This window comes from Methylopila capsulata (assembly GCF_016907975.1).
GTDB classification, from domain to species: domain Bacteria; phylum Pseudomonadota; class Alphaproteobacteria; order Rhizobiales; family Methylopilaceae; genus Methylopila; species Methylopila capsulata.
In genome coordinates this window covers 429,719-451,259 of sequence record NZ_JAFBCY010000002.1, presented here as the reverse complement: position 1 = coordinate 451,259, position 21,541 = coordinate 429,719, and the positions used below count along the sequence as shown (strand labels likewise).

Genomic DNA, 21,541 nt, shown 5'->3' with positions numbered 1-21,541 from the left:
ACCGAGCGGGTCCTTCCCCCTGGCGCTGCCTCGCGGGTCTCGCTGAGCCGCGACTCGTCATTCTTTGAAATGAAAAACGGACAAGCCTCACTTTACGGGGCGTGCAAATGAAAACACGACCCTCCGATCCCGACATCGATCGCATTTTGGGCGTGGCGCCGCCCGACGACACGATCACGTCCGACCGGCTTGCCGACTTGCTCGGGATCACGGCCGCGCGGGTCTCTCAGCTCGCGGTCGAAGGCGTGATCCCGCGAATTGGCCGAAGCCGCTTCGACGAGCGGGCGGCCGTCCGCGCCTATTGCGCCGACCTGCGGGCCAAGGCGTCCGGCCGGGCGATGCATAATCCGGGCTATGTCGACGCGAAGACGCGCGCCGCGGTCGCCCAGGCGGAAAAGATCGAAACGGCCAACGCACTGGCGCGACGCGAGCTGCTACCGGCGGCTGAGGTCGAACGGGAGTGGACCGCGATCCTTCGCGACGTCCGCGCCGCTATGCTGGCGCTGCCGACGCGCGTGCATCAGCGGCTCGGGCACCTGTCTGCGCATGACATCTCGACACTGGGCAGAGAAGTCCACGACGCCCTAAATCAACTGACAGATTCCAAGTCTTGAGCAATAAGTTTATCTCGTTCGGCAGTAATGTTGTCGAACGATATATAGTCTCTTGCCATGCTCGTTGACTTTACGGCTGTGGCAAAACCCAAAAACAATGCAAAAGCGCCAATAAAAAGGGTGCCGGCAGCAATAAGCGAGAATCCTCCCGCCGAGCTTGGTCGCAAGAATGCGTCTATCGATATAGGAAAATACTGATTAAGAACGGCGACGACCGCGAAAAATGCAGCGGATAGAGCTATTAAAAAGAGCGACGTGAAGTAATACGACATCATCACAATAACTCGGCGCTCAATGCTCAATTGATTTAGCTTGTTGGCCGCTTGCCATCGCGACTCAATCTCTTTCTTGCGGGACTTAATTAATTTGTTATTTTTAGAAAGGTCTCGACTTTGTATATAGCGATCTAATTTTGGGCCTAATCTGTAAACTAGAAGCCCCGCTGGAACCGAAAATATCAAACCTAGGGCAAAGTAGATGAAGCCTTCCACGGCGAAGCCCTGCACTTTGAGATTGAAGTGATGAGAGTGGACACCTTAGCTGCGATTCGAAAAAACGCTATGGAGGCTTTGCGCCCTCCGCCTCGACTTCGGCTGAGTGAATGGATTGAGCGTGAGATGCGGCTTCCCGAAGGCGTGTCGGCGCTGCCGGGTCGCGTCTCTCTCTGGCCGTACCAACGCGACATCGCCGATGCGATCTCGGACCCCGAACTGGAGCGCGTCACGCTCGTGAAGCCCGTCCGTGTCGGGTTTACGACGCTGCTCACGGGCGCGCTCGCCAGCTACGTCGCCAACGAGCCGAGCCCGATCCTCGCGCTTCTCCCGACTGAAGCGGACTGCCGCGATTACGTCGTGAGCGACCTGGAGCCGATCTTTGACGCCACGCCGGCCTTGCGGGGCATGCTGTCGGCCGAAGCCGACGAGACAGGCCGCAACACGCTCCTGTCCCGCCGCTTCGCCGGCGGCTCTCTTAAGATCGTGGCGGCGAAGAGCCCGAGGAACCTGCGGCGGCACAACGTCCGCGTCCTGTTGATGGACGAAGTCGATGCCATGGAGCCTGGTATCGAGGGCTCCCCGATCACGCTCGCGGAGCGGCGCACGCTCAGCTTCGCGAACCGAAAGATTATCCTGGGCTCGACGCCGACAATCGAAGAGACCAGCAACGTCTTGCGGGCTTACGCGCGGTCGGACATGCGGATTTACGAGGTACCGTGCCCCGACTGCGGGGCGCTGACGGAAATCCTCTGGGCGATGATCGAATGGGAGCCGGATCGGCCCGAGACGGCCGCGTTCCGCTGCCCCCATTGCGAGGCGCTCGTCGAAGAGCGCTTCAAGGCGGAGATGGTCGAGGCCGGCGGGTGGCGCGCGACCGCGCCGCAAGTCGAAGGCCATGCCGGCTTCCGCCTCAACGCGCTCGTCTCGACGCTGGCGAACGCCTCATGGGGCAAGCTCGCGGCCGAATTCGTCGCCGCGAAGCGCCATCCCGATCAGCTCCAGACCTTCGTGAATACGATCCTTGCGCAGGGCTGGCGCGAGGCGGCCGAAGAGATCGACGAAGCGGCTCTCGCGGCCCGAGCCGAGCCATTCGGGCTCCCCGACGCCATCCCGCCCGAGGTCTTGGTCGTGACCTGCGGCGTGGACGTCCAGCGCGACCGTCTGGAGCTTGTCTTCCTGGGCTGGAGCCGGGACGAAATCTTCGTGCTGGCCAATTCCGTCATCTGGGGGGACCCGGCCGGCGATGACGTCTGGAGCGAGCTGGACGATGCGCTGAGGACCGTGTGGCCGCATCCCTGCGGCGGCGTGCTGCGGGTCGACGCGGCGGCGATCGACGCCTCTGACGGCGAAACCATGGATCGGGTCCTGGGCTTTTGCCGCGGACGGCTCGCGAGGCGCGTCGTGGCGATCAAGGGCGCCCAGGGCAACCGGCCGGGGATCAAGGCGAGCGCCACAAAGGGCGCCAAGCTCTTCATCGTGGGCGTAGACGGCCTTAAGAGCGGCCTCGCGACCCGACTGAGCCGCGGTCGGTCCATGCGCTTCAGCAACCGCCTGGAGCCCCGCTATTACGAAGAGCTGGCGAGCGAGCGGCTGATGGTCCGCTATGTCCGCGGCGCGCCCGTGCGCCTCTGGGAGCGCATCCCTGGGCGGCGCGCGGAGTGCCTGGACGCGACGATCTATGGCATCGCCGTTCGGGCGTTGGTCGGGGTCGACCTGGAGCGCCGGGAACGCGAAGTTTCAAGCTCGCGCGCGCCAGAAAAGCGGCCCGCGATTATTCGATCTGCATGGCTAGAACGCTGACAGGACCCTCATGCGATCCTTAGACCTAATCCCAAAAAAGCGCTTAATAAACATACCCGCAAAGTTTCATGCAGAGCATGAGTTTTGCTTTTATTTGCATGATGTGATGGCAACAATTCTGAAGGATGCCGTAGAGATCAATGCTGAAGTTATTTCATTCAACGTAGACAATCAGGAGGATGCCGAACTAATTGAGTCTGGAATAAGTATATTTGATTATTTTGACAAAACCAATAGAAATGATTTGGCGCTCAGACTATCTGTAACCAGCTCAACCTTGCCCTTGTCTCTGATTTGCTTCATTTTTTGTACGAAGGACTTAAAGCGCTTGAGAAGCGAAAATTTACCGTAGCATTAAATCTTCTACGAAAACCATTTAAAGAAAATCTCATGCTCATGGCCTGGATTAGGGCCGATGAAAAAGAATTCTTCGATAATTTTAGAGCTGATGCTGCCAATAATATTGCACCAGATCGTTTATCTCCGGAAAAGAAGAAGGAAATATTTGCTAAGTCAATTGCAAAATCAAAGCATATCAATTTCATAAATGCAGATATGATATATAAACTTATATACGACCGAGCAAATGAAAGCGGATTTGCGCCTATCTTTGACAAGGCAACTCATCTTGTCACAACAAATAAGCATATTTTAACTGAGGACATGAATATAAACTTCGTATTCAAGGATCCAATGGATAACTATGTTTATGAATTTATGTACAATAATCTTTCATTGCTGATGATGTATGCATGTTACGTGCAAATAAGTCTCTATTCCGAAATGGCAGAAATGGATCAGAATTACATTAGCTCATTGATGATTACGAACCTGGGTGCTTATTCGGGTTTATTTCTCAACGGCAAATCCGAGATGGTGTCTTTCGTCAACGAATCAATGAAGGAATTTCTTGAGTGCCCGAGATGCAAATGTAAATTTAAATTAAAGAAGGCCGAATCAGCTCGATTTTTTATCAACGAGGTTGCGAAGTGCTCTGAATGTGGGCATGAGCATCAATTTCCACTGCGATGGTTACTGTCTAAAGTTGAGATTGAGCTTGATTAACTTAGGGCCGCCCCGCGGACTTACGAGTGACGGGGCGGCCCTTCCCAGCCCGCCGAAGAACAGGCTGGCGACGCTCTGGAGAGCCAATCGAGGGCAAGGCCTTTTCAATAATCTGACATTTGTCGTCAAATAGATTTGACGGACAATGTCAGGTCTGTGATCTTTGGGGCAACCCGGAGGTCCAGGCATGCCCCAACTGCACTCCATCACCGACATCACCGAGCAAGTCGCGGAAGCTTGGGGCGTCACCGGCGCCGCGCTGGCGGTCCTGCATCGACGCGTCCGAGACCTTCACGCTCAGAAGCGCATTGCGGTGGCGGCCATCCAAGGCGGCCGTAAGACAGCTCTCTTCGATCTCCGCGAAGTCGTTCGAGCGATCATCCTTCTCGCTCTTTTGGAAGCGGGTTTCGACGCCAAAACGCTCGCTGAAGCAGAGCATTGGCTCGATCGCGCGATCGGCGACGGCCTCGGATTTCCCGCCTTGAATGGAACGTGGCCGCCTGTCGGGCTCGACGCGCTGATCCACGCGGTTGAGGAAGGTCAGTCCGATCTCGACTTCGCCTTGTACGTCCGTCGCGATGTCGAGACTGGCGAGCGCTTTGTTGTTGGGCGCTTCGAACGGGACGGCAAGCACGGATATGGCGAAGGCGATCTCCAGAGCTTGAGCGGCCCCGATGCGGACGGCGTCGAGGCCTGGGCGATCGACGAAGGCGGTGAGCGCATGGCTCGCTATGCGCCGCGGCTCACCATCGCGCGCGTCGTGCTTCCCGCAAGCGCGTTGGTGCGCCCGTTCGTCTTGCTCCCGGACGGCGACTGATGTTCGCGCGCGCTCGCCAAGCACTTGCTGAATTGATCCGGCCGGCGCCGCCGTTGACGCACGTCCGTCGCTTCGACGGCGCGGCAGGCGGGCGGCGCGTCGCGGGCTTCGGCACGTTCGGGCCGATCAATCCCGAAGTCAGCGGCGCCGCGGCGACCGTCCGCGGCCGGGCTCGGTATTTGGCGCGCAACAATCAGTGGATCGGCAACGCCGTCGCCAACTGGACGGCCGCGCTCGTCGGGAGCGGCATCCGGCCGACGAGCACGAACGCCGAAGCCGTCGCGGCCTTCGACGCCTGGGCGCTGGACGGCGACGCGGACGGCCGGACGGACTTCTTCGGCCTGCATGCCGTCATCGCGCGGGCGCTCGTCGAAGACGGCGAGTCCTTCGTGATCCTGCGGGCCGACGAAGACGGGCTCAAGCCGCAGGTGATCCCCGCGGAGCATGTCGACGAGGGGCTGACGCGCGACCTGGGCGGCGGCTGGTACATCGTCCAGGGGGTCGAATTGGACGCCTCGGGCCGCCGCGTCGCCTATCACGTCCTCCCGAACAATCCGACGCAGGCTTTCGAGAGCTACGCGCCGCCCGTGCGGATCGACGCGGCCGACGTCCTGCACATCATGGCCCCGATCGCTCCCGGCCAAGTCCGTGGCGTGAGCTGGCTTGCTCCCATCATCCTGCCCGCGAGCGAGCTGGATCAGCTCACGGACGCGCTTCTGGTCGGGGCGAAGATCGCCGCGATGCATGCGGGCTTCCTGGTCGATCAGAACGGGGCAGGGGAGCCGTTCGACGGAACCGAGACCGGCGGCATCCTAGAAACCGGCCTGGAGCCCGGAACGCTGAAGCGTCTCCCGACCGGCTTCGACGTCAAATTCAACAGCCCGCAGCAGGCTCAGCAGACCGCTGAATTCGTGAAGCACTCGCTCCGCGGACTCGCGGCTGGCCTGGGCGTCCCCTCGCATCTCCTGGACGGCGATCTGACGGGAGCGAACTATTCGAGCCTCCGCGCCGGGCTGATCCCGTTCCGCGCTCGCGTCGAGCAGGTCCAGTACGGCGTCCTCGTTCCGCAGTTGCTTCGGCCGACCTGGGAGCGCGTCCAGCTCTTCGGCGGCAACGTCGGCGCGCGCGTCGACTGGATCATGCCAAAGCCCCTCCAGGTCGACCCTCAGAAGGACGTCGAGGCCGACGTCTCGGAGATCAACGCGGGTCTCGCGTCGCGCCGCCAGAAGGTCGCCGCGCGGGGCTGGGCTGTCGAAGAACTGGACGCGGACATCGCAGCCGATCGGAAGCGAGAGGAATCGCTCGGGCTCGTCTTCGGCGTCCAGCCGGCCGCCCAGGCGGACAAGCCCGCCCAGAGTGATCAGAAGGAGTCCACGCCGTGAGAGTGGTGACGATCGACGAGATCGGCGAAGACGCCGTCCGCAAGGCCTTCATCGCGAGCGCCGACAAGTATTTCAGGGGCGGGCCTCGGAAATTCCGGAAGCGCATGGGCGAGTGGCTTCAGACCGTGCCGCTCGACGAGTTTCTCGCCTTCATGTTCGACGCGGCCGGCAACGGCCGGCTGTACTTCGATTTCGAGGTCAACGGCGAGGTCGTGCGGTTCGCGGACGATCGCCAGAACGCTGCGGGGTCGGCGTGATGGTCGACCTTCGGGGCAGGCACGAGCGCCGCCGGAAGCTCCCGACCTGGGAGCGACCCGCGAAAGACGACGTCGAGGTTCAAGCCGGCGCCGTGCGGCACGGCATGACCGAAGAGCTGGTTACGCGGCGCGCCGTCATGGCGATCAAGCCGGCTTCGTATGACGAGAAGGCCGGAACCGTCGAGGCCGAGATCAGCCGCGGGACCGGCGTGATGCGGTTGGACGCCCGCGGCCGGTTCGTCGAACGCCTTAACCTGACTCGGGTCGATCTGGACGCCCTGGAGGGCATCCCGGTCCTGGACGGCCATCAGAACAGCGCGAGCCGCCATGTGGTCGGCATCGTCGTGTCAGCCCGCCGGGAGGGCGACGCGATCGTGGCCGTGATCCGGCTGTCCCAGGCCGACGACGTCGCAAGCCAGCGCACGAAGATCATCGAAGGCGTCATCCGGGCCGTGAGCATCGGCTACGGCGTCGCGAGCCGCGCCGAAGCGATCATCGAGGGCCAGCGCGTCGTCACCATTCACCCTCTTATCCGCGAAGTCTCGATCGTGGCGATCGGCGCGGACCCTCACGCCAAGATCAGGAGCAAACCCATGGCGGAAGAGAACGAGACCGACACCATCGAGCGCCCGGAGGCCGAAGAGCCGACCGTGACGGAAACCCGCGCCGCAATCCGCAGCGTCGCCAAAGCGGCCGGCCTGCCGATCACCTGGGCGGATGAACAGATCGACGCAGAGTCGACCGTCGCCGAAGCCGAGTCGGCCGCCTTCCGCGCAATGCAGGAGCGCCGGCCCCGCCATATCCGCACGGCAGCGCCGCACGAAGACACTGTGACGCGCGCCCAGGCGGCCGAAGACGGGCTCTACATGCGCCACGGCGGCGCGGCGCCGGAAGACGCTACGCGGGCGGAAGCCGCCCTCGCGAACGCGGGCTGTTCCGCCAGTCAGATCATGTCGATCAGCGGCCACATCACGTTGGCTGAGGCTGAGAAGTATGTGCGAGAGGCGAACAAGCGCGGGCTCGCAGCGGCCGCGATGAATGCGATCAAGACCGTAGCAGGAACAAAGATTGTCAAACGCGCCGACGCGGTTTGACAAAACGCCGCGTAACGCTCGGACAAATCAGGAGAATGAATTGAAGGTGGCGCTCCCAAGGGGACTCGAACCCCTGTTTTCGCCGTGAGAGGGCGACGTTCTCTTGCACCCGGACCTGACCATAGAACACCCTACGACACCTTGTCGTAAAGCGCTGATAGTGGCTGTGCAGAGGGCCGGTACGGCGTGCCCAAGTAACACAGTAGCCCGGACCGGCACTGTGCGTTGGCAAGGGTTGGCTACGCTTTAGACCTAAAGGTCTGGGTCGGCAGGAAGAGTGTGCTGGGTTTCGGCTTCGTACTCTGTGCGCCCCGGGCATGGCGCGAGCCCATACGCATCCTTGATTTCGTTCCAGAACTTGAAGAGCAGAGTCGCGCGCTGCTGGGCTGACCACTCAGTGTGACGTGCCTTGACGACCGCAGTTTCCCCAACACTCCGCATCCGCTGAAAGCGAAGCTCGCCTGGAAAGTAAGTCTCGAGCAGCCCACTGGCACCGAGTTCGATTTCAATCGGACCTTCGGGCGCGAAGTGGCGAATTCCGTCGATGGCCGCCTGCAAAAATCTCGCGATCCACGGGAATGTCGCCCGGTATGCAAAGTACGCCACCCCCCCATCTGAGGAAAAGGGTGTTGTGTCGACTCCCCAGAATTCGCCATTGTCGCGAAACCATTGGGTTATGCCGCGGGCGGGATAGATGCCATCCACTGGAGTGGAAAGGCCAGTCGCCGCAAACGCTCCCTTATCGTTGCTGCCCGAAGTCGACCCACCTCCCGAACTCAGGTAGGCATTTTCTCGCTGCATTTGGCTCGTTAGCTCGTTTCGGCTCGGTGGCGTCCACTGCCCCCCCGGAGCAACTCGCGTGTAAAGTTTGGGGCCTTCGGCAAGCTTCGCGAACGCGTCCCCACCGTTTTGAACGAATCGAACAATGTCGCGTGCCCCCTGCCACACCGCAGAGTCCGCGTTCTCCGGCGCGACCCTCAAGAGTGGTGCGGGTGCAGCGGTAGTCACAGCGATCTCCCTCAACAGCGGTTCAATCGCCGCCTTAAGGGACCGGCTCAGTACCGCACGTGCCGCCCGGATGTCGGAGGTCGAGGCATTGTCGGCGAGATTGTAGGTGATCGGGCCCCGCCGATGGCGCCAATCGAACGGCAACGCGTCCGGGCCAGGGTAGTGGAAGGCGTTCGCTACCAGCACGATCCGAGACGCTCCGATCGCGCGGTCAGCGTATCCCAGCTCGGACATCACGTTAGGGTTCTGAACATATTTCGGAGCGGGACGTACAGCCTCTTCCAGATCGGGCCGCAGGGCCGCTGGATCTGTCGCAGCGACTGGCGTCACGTCCGCGACGAACACCGCTGCGGCCTCAATCTTCGTCATGATTCCGGCCGCGATATCGGGAGTTCCGCCCAAGCCCCGCGTGTCGTGATCCACCTCTGGCCGGTCGCTCTCCTGGAACTCCCCGTCTTCGGCCATCTGGGCGCAAGCGTCCCGCAAGGCATCCCGCACGAAGTAGTGATGGGTTTTCGAGACCCTGTCACTCTGCCAAGACCAAAAGATCTTCAAATCAACGCCCGACTGATATTTTACCTGTCCGGTCTGGCCGGATGTCGAATGCTTACGTCGCTACTTTGAACAGCTCTGGCACGCTTGAGTCCTTCACCAAGATCGTGAAGACCGATTGGCGCTAACTACAATTAGACAAAAACGTCGGAATATAACTTGCGTATAGTGGCGCTCCCAAGGGGACTCGAACCCCTGTTTTCGCCGTGAGAGGGCGACGTCCTAGACCGCTAGACGATGGGAGCGTTTCGCGCGGCGCACCCTATAGCCGCGATCGGCGACGGCGGCAAGCCTCGGCGGCGACAATTCGAAGACGGCGGGGCTCCACAAGGTCGCCGCGGGCCCCGCGCCGACCTTGTGACAAAGGCGGCGCGAAAGGCGCGTCAGCGCAGCGGGGGCGCGGAGGGGACGCCGGGGGCGAGGTCGAGGCGGCCGGTCTCGGCAAGCGTCGCGGCGTCGACCACGTGGACGCTGACGCGGCCGTCGCGCTCGATCGTCACCAGGATGCGGCCGGCGTCGGCGGCGGTGGAGACCACGCGGGCGCCTTCGGGAAGCGCCAGCGCGCGCTCGACGAACGTTGTCGGCGCAGGCGTCGACTTGACGACGCGGTAGACGATCACCGAGATCAGCGCGAGAAAGCCCACGCCCATCGTCAGGCCGCCGACCATCGTCAGTCTGCGGAGGCGGGCGTAGACCCGTTGGACGCGGGGATCCTCGTCGTCCGCGCCATCACCGAGAGGGGCTCCGTTCGAGCCGCCGTGCGCCGTCATGTCTCAATCCGTTCCTGAAGGGTCGCCGGCCCCCGGCGTGCTGTCGGTCGTCGCCGGCCCGGACGACGCCGGCGAGCGGATCGACCGGTTTCTCGCCGCCCGGCTGCCGGACCTGTCCCGCGCGCGCCTTCAGGCGCTGATGCGCCAGGGGGCCGTGTCGGCGGGCGCGCGGACGCTAGAGGACCCCTCCGCACGGGTCAACGCGGGCGAAACCTATGTGGTGGCGGCGCCGCCGCCCGCGCCCGCCGCGCCGCAGGCGCAGGCGATCGCGCTCGATGTCGTGCTCGAGGACGATCACCTCATCGTCATCGACAAGCCCGCCGGCCTCGTGGTGCACCCCGCCGCCGGCCACGCCGACGGCACGCTGGTCAACGCGCTGCTCGCGCACTGCGGGACGAGCCTGTCCGGCGTCGGCGGCGTGGCGCGCCCCGGCATCGTGCACCGGCTCGACAAGGACACCAGCGGGCTGATGGTGGTCGCGAAGCACGATCTCGCCCATAGGGCGCTGAGCGCGCAGTTCGCCGACCACGGCCGCACCGGCCCGTTGGTGCGGTCCTACCGCGCCTTCGTCTGGGGCCTCCCCCGGCATCCCCGCGGCGTGGTGGACGCCCCGCTCGGCCGCAGCGAGCGCAACCGCGAGAAGATCGCGATCCGCAGCGACGGGCGGTTCGCCGTCACCCATTGGGAGACGCTCGAACGCTTCGAAGCCTCCGACGCCAGCCTGGTCGAGTGCCGGCTCGAGACCGGGCGCACGCACCAGATCCGCGTGCACATGGCCTCGCTCGGCCACCCGCTGATGGGCGACGCCGTCTATGGCGCGAGCCACCGCACCAAGGCCTCGAAGCTCGACGACGGCGCCCGCGCCGCGCTGGAGAGTCTCGATCGGCAGGCGCTGCACGCCGCCGTGCTCGGCTTCGCGCACCCCGCGACCGGCGAGACCCTGCTGTTCGAGAGCGCGCTTCCCGGCGACCTCGCGGCGCTGGCGGCGGCTCTGCGGGCACGGCGGGATCCCTGAGAAGATCAAAGATCGGCCATGCGCAAACGCACGGCGCCGTGAAGCGGTTTTGACACCTTTCGGCCACGCGTCGCGTTATACTGACGATCAACAGAGCGACCGGCGTATCCGCGGTCGCGACCGGGCCTGCCGCAAGGGCGGGGGCCTTAGACGAAGGAGACGCATATGGCCTCGGCCGCACTCCCAATTCTTGTAAGCGACAACGGTCTCTCGAAGTACCTCGACGAGATCCGCAAGTTTCCCATGCTGGAGCCGCAGCAGGAGTACATGCTCGCCAAACGCTGGCGCGAGCATGGCGACCGCGACGCGGCCCACAAGCTCGTCACCAGCCACCTCCGCCTCGTCGCCAAGATCGCGATGGGCTACCGCGGCTACGGCCTGCCGATCGGCGAGGTCGTGTCCGAGGGCAACGTCGGCCTGATGCAGGCGGTGAAGCGCTTCGAGCCCGAGAAGGGCTTCCGGCTCGCGACCTACGCGATGTGGTGGATCCGCGCCTCGATCCAGGAGTACATCCTGCGCTCGTGGTCGCTGGTGAAGATGGGCACCACCGCGAACCAGAAGAAGCTGTTCTTCAACCTGCGCAAGGCGAAGAGCCAGATCTCGGCGCTGGACGAGGGCGACCTCCGGCCGGACCAGGTCAAGCAGATCGCGGTCAAGCTCGGCGTGAACGAGCAGGACGTGGTGGACATGAACCGCCGTCTCGGCGGCGACGCCTCGCTCAACGCGCCGTTACGCGAAGACGAAGGCTCCTCGGAGTGGCAGGACTGGCTGGTCGACGACAGCGACAGCCAGGAGAGCCGCCTCGTGGAGAACGAGGAGCTCGACAACCGTCGCCAGGCGCTCTCGGGCGCGCTGACGGTGCTGAACGACCGCGAGCGCCGCATCTTCGAGGCGCGGCGCCTGGCGGACGATCCGCTGACGCTGGAAGAGCTGTCGAGCGAGTTCGGCGTGTCGCGCGAACGCGTGCGCCAGATCGAGGTGCGCGCCTTCGAAAAGGTGCAGGACGCCGTCCGCAAGAACGTCGCGGAGATCGAGGCGCGGGCTTAACCCGCCCCCGCTTCACGCGCTGTCACATCGAGAGGGCCGCCGCGGTACGCCGTGGCGGCCTTTTTCGTTCTCGCTGGTCCGTCGAGGCGTCTGGATAAGCGTTCACGGCGCGACGAAGACGATCGTCGAGCCCCAGGGGTCGGTCGCGGTCAGGCCGCGCTCGGCGCGGAGGCTGGGAACGCCGCGCGCTCCCAGACGGGCGGCGACGGCGTCCAGCGCGTTCGCGTCCGGAAGGATCGCCTCGAACGATCGCAGTCCGACGGAGCCCTCGGGCGCCGGACCGCGCCCGCGCGACGACCAGACGTTGGCGGCCACATGGTGGTGGTAGCCGCCCGCGCTCATGAACAGCGCGCCGGGGTAGGTGGTGGTGAGGGCGAAGCCGACGGCGTCGATCCAGAAGCTGCGCGCGGCCGCGAGATCCCCGACCTGGAGATGGACGTGCCCGACGACGGTTCCCGCCGGCATCGCGGCGTCCAGATCGGCGCCGGGCGAAAGCTCCGCGAGCACCTCCTGCGCGGCCATCGGCTCGGTCGCCATCCTGAGCGCGCCGTCGCGGTAGGGCCATTCGGCCTTGGGACGGTCGCGGTAGATCTCGAGGCCGTTGCCGTCGGGGTCGTCGAGGTAGAGCGCCTCGCTCACGAGATGGTCCGACGCGCCGATGCGGACGCGGTTGCGGACGAGCCGGGCGAGAACGACCGCGAGGTCGCGCCGCTCCGGCAGCAGGATCGCGACGTGGAACAGGCCGGGCGCCTCCTTCGGCTTTGGACGGGCGCCCGGCGTTTCCACAAGCCGCAGCACCGCCGAGCCGCCGGTCCCGCCCAGCGTCGCGACGCCGCTTGCGCGGTCGAGCGTCCGGAGGCCGACCACGGCCTCATAGAAGGCGATGGAGCGCTCGATGTCGGACACGGCGAGTTCGGCGAGGCCGAGGCGCAGAGCGTCGGGGAGGGCAGATGGAGCGAAGGCGGCGTCGGCCATGGCGGGTGATCCTGTTGCTTGCCGACATATCGGCTCGCTCTCCGAACCTCGCCACCCGATTGACGTTGCGTCAACGCAATTCCGCCCGGGAGTTTAAGCCAATTTCGTCGCAACAGCGCACGTCCGCAGGGCGCGCGCCGGGCCTCTCCGGCCCCTCCGCCTTGCCACGCCGGTTCCGATCCGATAGCAAGCCGCGGGAGAACCCCGGCTCTCCCGAGCCGGGGTCTTTTTTTTGCCCTCGGCCGGTCAGGCGGAAGGATTTGCAAGATGGCGAACGTCGTCGTGGTCGGCGCCCAGTGGGGCGACGAAGGCAAGGGCAAGATCGTCGATTGGCTGTCGGAGAAGGCGGACGTCGTGGTCCGCTTCCAGGGCGGCCACAACGCGGGCCATACCCTCGTCATCGACGGCGTGACCTACAAGCTCAGCCTGCTGCCCTCCGGCGTGGTGCGGAAGAACAAGCTCTCGATCATCGGCAACGGCGTGGTGGTCGACCCGCACGCGCTGGCCGACGAGATCAGCCGCCTGCAGGGGCAGGGCGTGGAGCTGACGCCCGACAACCTCAAGGTCGCGGACAACGCCACGCTGATCCTCTCGGTGCACCGCGAGCTCGACGCCCTGCGCGAGGACTCCAGCGAAGGCACCCGCATCGGCACCACCAAGCGGGGCATCGGCCCGGCTTACGAGGACAAGGTCGGCCGCCGCGCCATCCGCGTGCGCGACCTCGCCAACCTGCCGACGCTGAAGCCCAAGATCGAGCGCCTGCTCAGCCACCACAACGCGCTGCGCCGGGGCTTCAACCTGCCCGAGCTCACCGTCGACGCGATCTACGACGAGCTGGCCTCGGCGGCTCCGAAGGTGCTGCCCTACGTCGCCGCGACCTGGGAACTGCTGGAGGAGCGCCGCCGCGCCGGCGACCGCATCCTGTTCGAGGGCGCGCAGGGCGCGCTGCTCGACGTCGACCACGGCACCTATCCGTTCGTGACCTCGTCCAACACCTGCGCCGGCCAGGCCGCGACCGGCTCGGGCCTCGGGCCGCGCGCCATCGGCTATGTGCTCGGGATCGCGAAAGCCTACACCACCCGCGTGGGCGAAGGTCCGTTCCCGACCGAGCTGACCGACGAGATCGGCCGCCGTCTCGGCGAGCGCGGTCACGAGTTCGGCACCGTCACCGGGCGTCCGCGCCGCTGCGGCTGGTTCGACGCGGTGGCGCTGCGCCAGACCGCGAGCGTGTCGGGGATCGACGGCATCGCGCTGACCAAGCTCGACGTGCTGGACGGCTTCGACGAGATCAAGGTCTGCGTCGGCTACGAGCTCGACGGCGGCCAGATCAACCGCCTGCCGGCGAGCCAGGGGTCTCAGGCCCGCGTGAAGCCGATCTACGAGACCATCGAGGGCTGGTCCGGCACCACCGCCGGCGCGCGCTCCTGGGCCGACCTGCCGGCGCAGGCGATCAAGTACGTGCGCCGAATCGAGGAGCTGATCGAGTGCCCGGTGGCGCTCGTGTCGACCTCCCCGGAGCGCGCCGACACGATTCTTGTGGCTGACCCCTTCGAAGACTGAGAAACCGCGCGACTCCGTGTCTTCCCGGCTCTCGACGAGGGCCGGGCGCTGCCGTATGTCCTGATTCATGGCGGATTATTTCCCAGTTCTCTCGCGCGCCGTCGCGGGGCTTGAGACCAACACGGGCGAGAACCGGCGCGCGGTCTATGAACGCGCGCGCGCCGCGATCATCCGGCAGTTGCGCAGCATCGACCCTCCGATCGCCGAGGAGGACATCGCCCGCGAGCGGATGCAGCTCGAAGAGGCGATCCGCAAGGTCGAGGCCGCCCACGCGCCCGCTCCGGCGGCCGCGCCCGAGCCGCCGCGTGCGCCGGAGCCTCCTGTCGCGGCGAAGACGGCTGCGCCGTCTCCTGCTGCGCCGAAGGCCGAGGATCGTCCGGCGAACCGCCCTGCGGCCCGCGCCGACGGTCGCCCCATCGTCCGCGCCGCGGGCGAGCGCGCCGATGCGCCGAAGGCCCGGCGTTCCGGACTGCTGGTCGCGCTGGCGGCGCTCGTCGTGATCGCAGTGGTCGCCGGCGCCGTCGCAGGTCGTCAGCAGATCGCCGCGCTGTTCAACGGCGGATCCTCCCAGACGGCGTCGGTCGAGCCCGAGAAGACCGACGCTCCGGCCTCCACGCCGCAGAACGCCCCCAAGGCCGACGGCGGCAAGGACAGCGACCGCCTACTCGACGAGCCGGCCCCGGCGCCCGCGCCGCAGGCCCCGTCGACGGACGTCGCCCGAGCGCCTGAACCCACCGCGCCCGCTCCTCAGACGGAGCCGGCGCCCGCCCCGCCGGCTCCCGCCGCCGCGCCGACGGCCGCCCCCGCGGCTCCCCCCGCCGAAGCGCGGCCGCAGCAGGGTCCGCTCGTGGCCCAGCGCGCGATCCTCTACGAAGAGGGCTCCGACCAGCAGTCCGGCGAGCAGACTGAGGGCACGGTGCTGTGGCGGACCGAGTCCGTGAACGCGGGCCAGAATCAGCCGCTCGAGACCGCGATCCGCGGCGACATCGACATCCCGGCCCGCAAGATCCAGGCGACGATCACGATCCGCCGCAACGCCGACGCCACCCTGCCGGCCAGCCACACGATCGAGGTGCAGTTCCGGCTGCCGGAGAACTTCGCCAACGCCGGCGTCGCCAACGTGCCGGGCATCCTGATGAAGGCCGACGAAGCCACCCGCGGCGCGCCGGTGCAGGGTCTGTCGGTGCGCGTCACCAACGGCTTCTTCCTGATCGGCCTGTCGAACATCGAGAACGAGCGCACGCTGAACGAGCAGCTGCTGCGCGATCGCGGCTGGCTCGACATCCCGATCCTCTACGACAACGGTCGCCGCGCGGTGCTGACCCTCGAGAAGGGCACCCCGGGGACCCAGGCTTTCGCCGACGCCTTCGGCGCCTGGGGCGGCTCGACCTCCGGCGCGCAGCAGTAGTCCGCGCGCGGGCCGCTACAGATTAAGCTTAATCCGAGATAGTGGCGCTCGACCGTCGCTTGCGGCGCGTCTTTTGGGCGTGTCGTGAGGTCGACCGAGGTATAATCCCAGCAACGCGGGGTCTCCAACGCTTCAAACGCGGCTCGACCATCCGGAGCGCTCCGGACGGCGTCGGCCATGCCTCGCGAAAGCTCGAGAGCGATGGGGGCATGCGCGATGGCTGTGATCCGAGGGACGGGCGACAAAGACACGCTAGACAGCGGCGGCGCGGCGCCTGGGCCGAACGAGCTTCTGGGCCTCGGCGGGGCCGACACCCTCTGGGCGGCCTTCGACGGCGACACGCTGCGCGGCGGCGACGGCGCGGACCTGCTGGTCGCTGATGATCTCGACCGGTTCGTCTTGGACGGCGGCGCTGGCGACGACACAATCTTGGCGGAGGTGTGGTCCGGCGACCGGGTCACCATCGACGGCGGCGACGGCCTGGACACGCTCCTCGCCGGCGATACTGGCTATTACCTGAACTCGCAGATATCGAACATCGAGCGGATCGAATTCTCGTCGTCGGGAAATGTCTACCTTCTGGGGAGCCAGCTCGACGCCCTCAATGTTGTTTTTGTCGGCGCTCGGGGCGGCTACGGCCAGTTGTGGTTGGTCGTCGATCCTGATCGCTCATCGCTAGACGCCTCGTCCCTAAGCTTCGAAGGTCACGGCGGCATCTTTCAGACGGTGCTGGTCGGCCGGGAGGGGAGCGCCGATCGTATCGTCGGATCTGATTACACCGACGTCATTCTCGGCGGAGGAGGGGGAGATCGGTTGATCGCGGTTCAGGAAACGACGTTTACCGCGACGTCGGCTCGAACGACGCCATCGTGGAGCGGGCCGACGGCGGCCTAGACAGCGTGATCGCCGACGTCGACTGGCGGCTCGGGGCGCACATTGAAGGGCTTTGGTTGGACGAAGGCGCCGCGATCAAGGCGATCGGCAACGCCCTCGACAACGACTTGGCCGGCAATTCCAACGCCAACATTCTCATCGGCCGCGGCGGCGCCGACACCATGCGCGGCGGGGTGGGAGATGATGTCTACACTGTGGACTCCTCCGATGACGTGGTGGAGGAAGCGAAGAAGGGCGGGGTCGATACGGTGCGGACGACGGCGGATTTCGCCCTCGGCTCCGGCCAGGAGATCGAGGTTCTGCGCGGGTTGGGCGAAGCCGGCCTGCAACTGCGAGGCAACGCCTTCGCCAACACGATCATCGGCGCGAACGGCGACGATCTCCTGCGCGGCTACAGCGGCGCGGACTGGCTGAAAGGCGGCAACGGAAACGACACGCTGATGGGCGGTCTGGGAGCGGACACGCTCGACGGCGGCGCCGGGGGGGACTCGTTCCGCTTCGCAGAGGCGCCGAACGGCGAAGTGGACGTCATCCGCGCGTTCGACGCGGCCGAAGACCGGTTCCTGCTGGACGACTTGGCGTTCGCCGCCTTCACCAAGGGTGCGATGACCGCCGCCGACATCTACGAACACCTGCTGTTCGACGCGCGGACGGGCGAGATCGCCTACGACGCCGAGGGCGACGGCGGCTGGGTGGCGTTCGCCCGGATCGAGAACCTGACCGGCGTCCTCGACGCGACGAACGTCGTCATCGTCTGAGGCGTGAGACTGGCGGGCGCGGCGAGATCATACCTCGCCGCAGGCGCCGTCTCACATCGCGGCGGTCGCCTGGGGCTGCTGCTCGACAAGCGCGCGACGAAGCTTCTCGAGCGCGCGGTTCTCGATCTGGCGGACGCGCTCCTTCGAAATCCCGAGGCGCTCGCCCAGCGCTTCCAGCGTCACGGCGTTCTCGGCCAGCCGGCGGGCGCGGACGATCTTCAGCTCGCGCTCGTTGAGCACGGTGAGGGCGGACCGCAGCCAGCGCACGCGGCGCTCGCCGTCGATCGAGTCGCCCACCGTCTCGTCCGGCAGCGGCTGCGTGTCGACCAGGAAGTCCATCCGCTCGGACGACGAGTTCGGATCGCTGTCGACCATCGGCGCGTTCAGCGACATGTCGGGGCCGGACAGCCGCGAGTCCATCACCGCGACGTCCTTGACCGAGACGCCGACCGCTTCCGCGATCTTGGTGTGCAGCGCGCCCGGCATCATCGCCTCGCCGGTGCGGCTGAGGCGGGCCCGCAGGCGGCGAAGGTTGAAGAACAGCGCCTTCTGGGCGGAGCTGGTGCCGCCGCGGACGATCGACCAGTTGCGGAGGATGTGGTCCTGGATCGCAGCGCGGATCCACCACGTCGCGTAGGTGGAGAATCGCACCTCACGCTCCGGCTCGAACCGGGCGGCGGCTTCCAGAAGGCCGACGTGGCCTTCCTGGATCAGGTCGGGCATCGGAAGGCCGTAGTGGCGGAAGCGGGCCGCTATGGCGATGACCAGGCGCATGTGGGCGGCGGCGAGACGGTGCAGCGCCTGCTCGTCCTTCTGGTCTTTCCATTGGACGGCCAGATCATGTTCTTCCTGCCGCTCAAGGAAGGGCGCCTCCATGGCGGCCCGAACGAAGCGGCGGCGAACTCCAGCCATCTGCGACATCTCGGCACTCCCCGTTGGCGCCGTCGTCGCGACGGCGTTCACGTGAGGGCAAACGCGCGGGACCCAAAAAAGGACATGGCCCCACTGGAGATTCGCGATCACGGTTTCGTGATCGGTGGGCTCCAAGGCCTTGAAGGTCTGCAATACGCGCTAGCGCGCACGCGTTGGACAAAGAAAAAGCCCGGCGGAGCCGGGCTTTCGCAGTTCTTCGAAAAGGTGGCGGTCCGCGATCAGGCGGCCTCGTCCTGCTCGGCCTCGGCCTCGGCTTCGACCTCCTCGGCCTTGCCGCCTCGGCGCGGCCCCTTGGCGAGCTGCGCCTCGATCAGCTTCTGCGCCTCGATGTCGCTCAGCCGCTCGGCGGCGGCCACTTCGCGCATCATGCGGTCGAGAGCCGATTCATAAAGCTGGCGCTCGGAGTAGGACTGCTCCGGCTGGGTGTCGGCGCGGTACAGGTCGCGGACAACCTCGGCGATCGCGATCATGTCGCCCGAGTTGATCTTCGCTTCGTATTCCTGAGCGCGACGGCTCCACATGGTCTTCTTCACGCGGGCGCGGCCGGTGAGCGTCTCGAGCGCCTTGGTGACCACAGTCGGCTCCGAGAGCTTGCGCATGCCGGCGCTGGTGATCTTCGCGACGGGAACGCGCAGGGTCATCTTGTCCTTCTCGAAGCTGATGACGAAGAGCTCCAACGTGTGGCCGGCGATCTCCTGCTCCTCGATCGCGACGATCTGGCCGACGCCGTGCGACGGATAGACGACGTGCTCGAGCGGCTTGAAGCCATGCCGGCTCGGGGAGATCTTCTTGGTGCTCATGCTGCTCTGAACTCCGTCTCGTCGTGGCCGCGCGGGCCAGGACATCCCTCGTTCCCGGAAACCGCCGGGGCGATCGCGCCGAGACCCGCACGTCCGAGAGCCAGCTCGGCCGTCCGGAGCCCCGTTTCGTCAGAGAAAAACGACCGCGCTCCAGACGCCGAAGGCGACTCTGAAGGATTCAGCCTGTTCGGTTTTGTGCCGAAATCTGAAGCCGTCGGGATGGCGGCGAGGCGGCGCACGTCGTTTTTGACCGTTGTGCAGGGATAGCACGAACGGGCGCGAAAATCAACGAAGAGATGCACGCGCGCAACAGCCCTGCAGCGCGTGGGGGAAGCGTCAGTCGCCTTGGCCCGGCTCGGGAGAGAAATATTCCTCGAGCTTGTTCGTCTTGCCGTCGAACTCCTTGGCGTCGTCCGGCGGGTCGCGCTTGACGGTGATGTTCGGCCAGCTCTTGGCGTACTCGCCGTTCAGCTTGATCCAGCTTTCCAGCCCCGGCTCGGTGTCCGGCTTGATGGCCTCGGCCGGACATTCGGGCTCGCAGACGCCGCAGTCGATGCACTCGTCGGGATGAATGACGAGCATGTTCTCGCCTTCATAGAAGCAGTCGACGGGGCACACCTCCACGCAGTCCGTGTATTTGCAGCGGATGCAGTTGTCGGTGACCACGTAGGTCATGCCAGTCTCCCGGTTCGCTCGCGTGACGTAGCGGACGCGCCCGCGCTTCGCAAGGGCGGGCGAGGGGCGCGTCCGCCTGTCGCGGCTCAGGCTGGGAGGGCGTTCGCCAGCCTCCGCTCGTGGCTGGGGGCCGAATGGTCGACCGGCATCCGCGTTCCGCCTTTGCGGCGCTCGGCCCAATCCGCGATCATCTCCGATGTGGTGTGGTCGATGTAGGAGAGGCGGCTGGTCCGCAGCGTGACGGTCGCGCCCTCTGGCACGGCGGCGAGCTCCTTCTCGAGCTGGGGGAGCTGGAGGAAGGTCGCGGCCCCCGCGAGCCGCATGTCGACGCCGCCGTCCGCGGTGTCGTGGCGGCGCACGACGAGGTAGCGGCGCTTGAGGTGCGGCAGGATCTCGATCCCCGCGAGCGCGAGGCCCACCAGCACGCCGGTGAGCAGGTCCACGGCGACCACGACGATCAGCGTCGCGGCCCACACCGCGGCGGGCAGCGCGCCGTGGCGTCGGAACAGGCCGCGGGCATGCTCCACGCTGACGAGACGCCAGCCGGTGACGATCAGGATGCCGGCGAGGGCCGCGGTCGGCACCACCTCCAGCGCCCACGGGATCGCCGCGACGAAGGCCAGGATCCACAGGCCGTGCAGGATCGCGGACCAGCGCGAGATGGCGCCGGCCTGCACATTGGCGGAGGAGCGCACGATCACGCCGGTCATCGGCAGGGCGCCCAGCGCGCCGCAGATCGCGTTGCCGACGCCCTGCGCGGAGAGCTCGCGGTCGTAGGCGGTGCGCGGGCCGGTGTGCATCTTGTCGACGGCCGCTGCGGACAGCATCGTTTCGGCGCTGGCGATCACGGCGATGATGACGGCCGCGAGCAGCGGGCCGGGCGCCATCAGCCCCGCAAGACCCGCGGCGTCCGTGAGCTTGAGGCCGCCGAGGATCGAGTCCGGAATCTCGACCCGCTTGATCGGCAATGCGAAAGCCGCGGCGAGCGCCGTGCCCGCCGCCACGCCCACGAGCGCGCCGGGGATGAGCCTGAGGTTCGCGGGGCGGAGCTTTTCCCAGCCGATCATCGCGAGAATGGTCGTGAGGCCGACCGCCAGCGCCGCCGGCCCCTTCACCGTGGTGAGCCGCATCACGTCGCCGAAGGCGGCGGGAATGGCGATCAGGCTTTCGAGCGCGTTCGGCAACGGCGCGCCGTCGATCAGCACGTGAAGCTGGACGACCACGATCAGCACGCCGATGCCCGCGAGCATGCCGTGAACCACGGCCGGCGAGATCGCCTTGAACCACTTCCCGAGGCCGAGGAGGCCGGCGGCGATCTGCAGCGCGCCGGCGAGCAGCAGGATCGGCCCCAGCATCTCGAGGCCATGCTCGCGGACGATCTCGAACACGACGACCGCGAGGCCGGCGGCCGGACCGCTGACCTGGAGCGGTGAGCCGCCAATCAGCCCCACGATCACGCCGCCGACGACGCCGGTGACGAGACCCAACTCGGCCGGCACGCCGGAGGCCACGGCGATGCCCATGCACAGCGGCAGAGCGACCATGAAAACCACGATCGACGCGGGGAGGTCCCGGCCGAGCGAAGCGGGGAGGGATGGTTTCAGAGCGGAGAGGTTCATGGGC

Annotated in this window: 21 protein-coding genes and 1 tRNA gene; 13 read left to right on the top strand and 9 right to left on the bottom strand. The window is 66.0% G+C overall.

Annotation, left to right across the window (positions count from 1 at the left end; all coding sequences use genetic code 11):
* Positions 1-107: 107 nt before the first annotated feature.
* A complete protein-coding gene (locus tag JOD31_RS07830; RefSeq protein ID WP_204949735.1) occupies positions 108-614 on the top strand; it encodes a DUF1441 family protein in 507 nt (168 codons plus the stop codon).
* Here JOD31_RS07830 and JOD31_RS07825 read toward each other — a convergent pair.
* The gene (locus JOD31_RS07825; RefSeq protein WP_204949734.1) at positions 590-1,105 is read right to left on the bottom strand and encodes a hypothetical protein; all 516 of its coding nucleotides are present in this window, start codon (positions 1,103-1,105) and stop codon (positions 590-592) included. The genes JOD31_RS07830 and JOD31_RS07825 overlap by 25 nt on opposite strands.
* 30 nt (positions 1,106-1,135) lie before the next feature.
* On the opposite strand from JOD31_RS07825, the gene JOD31_RS07820 reads away from it, so the two are divergent.
* The 6 genes from JOD31_RS07820 (at position 1,136) to JOD31_RS07795 (ending at position 7,523) form a co-directional block, all read left to right on the top strand.
* On the top strand, positions 1,136-2,908 hold the full coding sequence (locus tag JOD31_RS07820) for a phage terminase large subunit family protein (RefSeq protein ID WP_204949732.1): 1,773 nt from the start codon (positions 1,136-1,138) through the stop codon (positions 2,906-2,908).
* A 390-nt stretch (positions 2,909-3,298) separates the two neighbouring features.
* Positions 3,299-3,973 carry an Rcat domain-containing protein gene (locus tag JOD31_RS07815; protein ID WP_204949730.1) on the top strand — a complete coding sequence of 225 codons (675 nt, stop codon included), beginning with the start codon at positions 3,299-3,301 and terminating at the stop codon, positions 3,971-3,973.
* 187 nt (positions 3,974-4,160) lie between these two features.
* On the top strand, positions 4,161-4,790 hold the full coding sequence (locus JOD31_RS07810; RefSeq protein WP_204949728.1) for a hypothetical protein: 630 nt from the start codon (positions 4,161-4,163) through the stop codon (positions 4,788-4,790).
* Between the two features lie 53 nt (positions 4,791-4,843).
* Positions 4,844-6,172 (top strand): phage portal protein, encoded by a 1,329-nt coding sequence (locus tag JOD31_RS07805; RefSeq protein WP_246482391.1) that lies wholly within the window; start codon positions 4,844-4,846, stop codon positions 6,170-6,172.
* Positions 6,169-6,429 carry a hypothetical protein gene (locus JOD31_RS07800; RefSeq protein ID WP_204949725.1) on the top strand — a complete coding sequence of 87 codons (261 nt, stop codon included), beginning with the start codon at positions 6,169-6,171 and terminating at the stop codon, positions 6,427-6,429. The genes JOD31_RS07805 and JOD31_RS07800 overlap by 4 nt, the downstream gene beginning before the upstream one ends.
* Positions 6,429-7,523 carry a hypothetical protein gene (locus JOD31_RS07795; protein ID WP_204949723.1) on the top strand — a complete coding sequence of 365 codons (1,095 nt, stop codon included), beginning with the start codon at positions 6,429-6,431 and terminating at the stop codon, positions 7,521-7,523. Before JOD31_RS07800 ends, JOD31_RS07795 begins: the two co-directional genes overlap by 1 nt.
* A gap of 252 nt (positions 7,524-7,775) precedes the next feature.
* Here the strand turns inward: JOD31_RS07795 and JOD31_RS07790 are convergent, their stop codons facing one another.
* The 3 genes from JOD31_RS07790 to JOD31_RS07780 form a co-directional block, all read right to left on the bottom strand.
* Positions 7,776-8,996, bottom strand: a complete 1,221-nt coding sequence (locus tag JOD31_RS07790; RefSeq protein ID WP_204949722.1) for a hypothetical protein — start codon at positions 8,994-8,996, stop codon at positions 7,776-7,778.
* A gap of 256 nt (positions 8,997-9,252) precedes the next feature.
* A tRNA-Glu gene (locus JOD31_RS07785) sits at positions 9,253-9,328 on the bottom strand.
* 138 nt (positions 9,329-9,466) lie between these two features.
* The gene (locus tag JOD31_RS07780; RefSeq protein WP_204949721.1) at positions 9,467-9,853 is read right to left on the bottom strand and encodes a DUF6476 family protein; all 387 of its coding nucleotides are present in this window, start codon (positions 9,851-9,853) and stop codon (positions 9,467-9,469) included.
* Between JOD31_RS07780 and JOD31_RS07775 the strand changes: the two genes are divergently transcribed.
* Positions 9,852-10,868, top strand: coding sequence for an RluA family pseudouridine synthase (locus JOD31_RS07775; RefSeq protein WP_204949720.1), 1,017 nt, complete (start codon positions 9,852-9,854; stop codon positions 10,866-10,868). The genes JOD31_RS07780 and JOD31_RS07775 overlap by 2 nt on opposite strands.
* A 165-nt stretch (positions 10,869-11,033) precedes the next feature.
* Positions 11,034-11,915, top strand: a complete 882-nt coding sequence (gene rpoH / locus JOD31_RS07770; protein WP_020187734.1) for an RNA polymerase sigma factor RpoH — start codon at positions 11,034-11,036, stop codon at positions 11,913-11,915.
* A 102-nt stretch (positions 11,916-12,017) separates the two neighbouring features.
* Here the strand turns inward: rpoH and JOD31_RS07765 are convergent, their stop codons facing one another.
* Positions 12,018-12,890, bottom strand: a complete 873-nt coding sequence (locus JOD31_RS07765) for a VOC family protein (RefSeq protein WP_204949719.1) — start codon at positions 12,888-12,890, stop codon at positions 12,018-12,020.
* Between the two features lie 267 nt (positions 12,891-13,157).
* Between JOD31_RS07765 and JOD31_RS07760 the strand changes: the two genes are divergently transcribed.
* From JOD31_RS07760 to JOD31_RS07745, 4 genes are all read left to right on the top strand, one after another.
* Positions 13,158-14,450 (top strand): adenylosuccinate synthase, encoded by a 1,293-nt coding sequence (locus JOD31_RS07760; protein ID WP_204949718.1) that lies wholly within the window; start codon positions 13,158-13,160, stop codon positions 14,448-14,450.
* A gap of 67 nt (positions 14,451-14,517) precedes the next feature.
* Entirely contained in the window at positions 14,518-15,858 is a 1,341-nt protein-coding gene (locus JOD31_RS07755; protein WP_204949717.1) for a hypothetical protein, read from the top strand.
* Positions 15,859-16,074: 216 nt separating this feature from the next.
* Positions 16,075-16,752, top strand: coding sequence for a hypothetical protein (locus tag JOD31_RS07750; protein ID WP_204949716.1), 678 nt, complete (start codon positions 16,075-16,077; stop codon positions 16,750-16,752).
* Positions 16,728-17,510, top strand: a complete 783-nt coding sequence (locus JOD31_RS07745) for a calcium-binding protein (RefSeq protein ID WP_204949715.1) — start codon at positions 16,728-16,730, stop codon at positions 17,508-17,510. The genes JOD31_RS07750 and JOD31_RS07745 overlap by 25 nt, the downstream gene beginning before the upstream one ends.
* 51 nt (positions 17,511-17,561) lie before the next feature.
* Here the strand turns inward: JOD31_RS07745 and JOD31_RS07740 are convergent, their stop codons facing one another.
* The 4 genes from JOD31_RS07740 to JOD31_RS07725 all read right to left on the bottom strand — a co-directional run bounded on the left by JOD31_RS07740 (position 17,562) and on the right by JOD31_RS07725 (position 21,537).
* Positions 17,562-18,431: an RNA polymerase factor sigma-32 gene (locus JOD31_RS07740; RefSeq protein WP_024816596.1), complete on the bottom strand. Its 870-nt coding sequence runs from the start codon at positions 18,429-18,431 to the stop codon at positions 17,562-17,564.
* Positions 18,432-18,661: 230 nt separating this feature from the next.
* Positions 18,662-19,243 carry a CarD family transcriptional regulator gene (locus JOD31_RS07735; protein WP_204949713.1) on the bottom strand — a complete coding sequence of 194 codons (582 nt, stop codon included), beginning with the start codon at positions 19,241-19,243 and terminating at the stop codon, positions 18,662-18,664.
* A 336-nt stretch (positions 19,244-19,579) separates the two neighbouring features.
* Positions 19,580-19,918: a ferredoxin FdxA gene (gene fdxA, locus JOD31_RS07730; RefSeq protein ID WP_204949712.1), complete on the bottom strand. Its 339-nt coding sequence runs from the start codon at positions 19,916-19,918 to the stop codon at positions 19,580-19,582.
* An 86-nt stretch (positions 19,919-20,004) separates the two neighbouring features.
* Positions 20,005-21,537 (bottom strand): SulP family inorganic anion transporter, encoded by a 1,533-nt coding sequence (locus tag JOD31_RS07725; RefSeq protein ID WP_204949711.1) that lies wholly within the window; start codon positions 21,535-21,537, stop codon positions 20,005-20,007.
* Positions 21,538-21,541 lie beyond the last annotated feature (4 nt).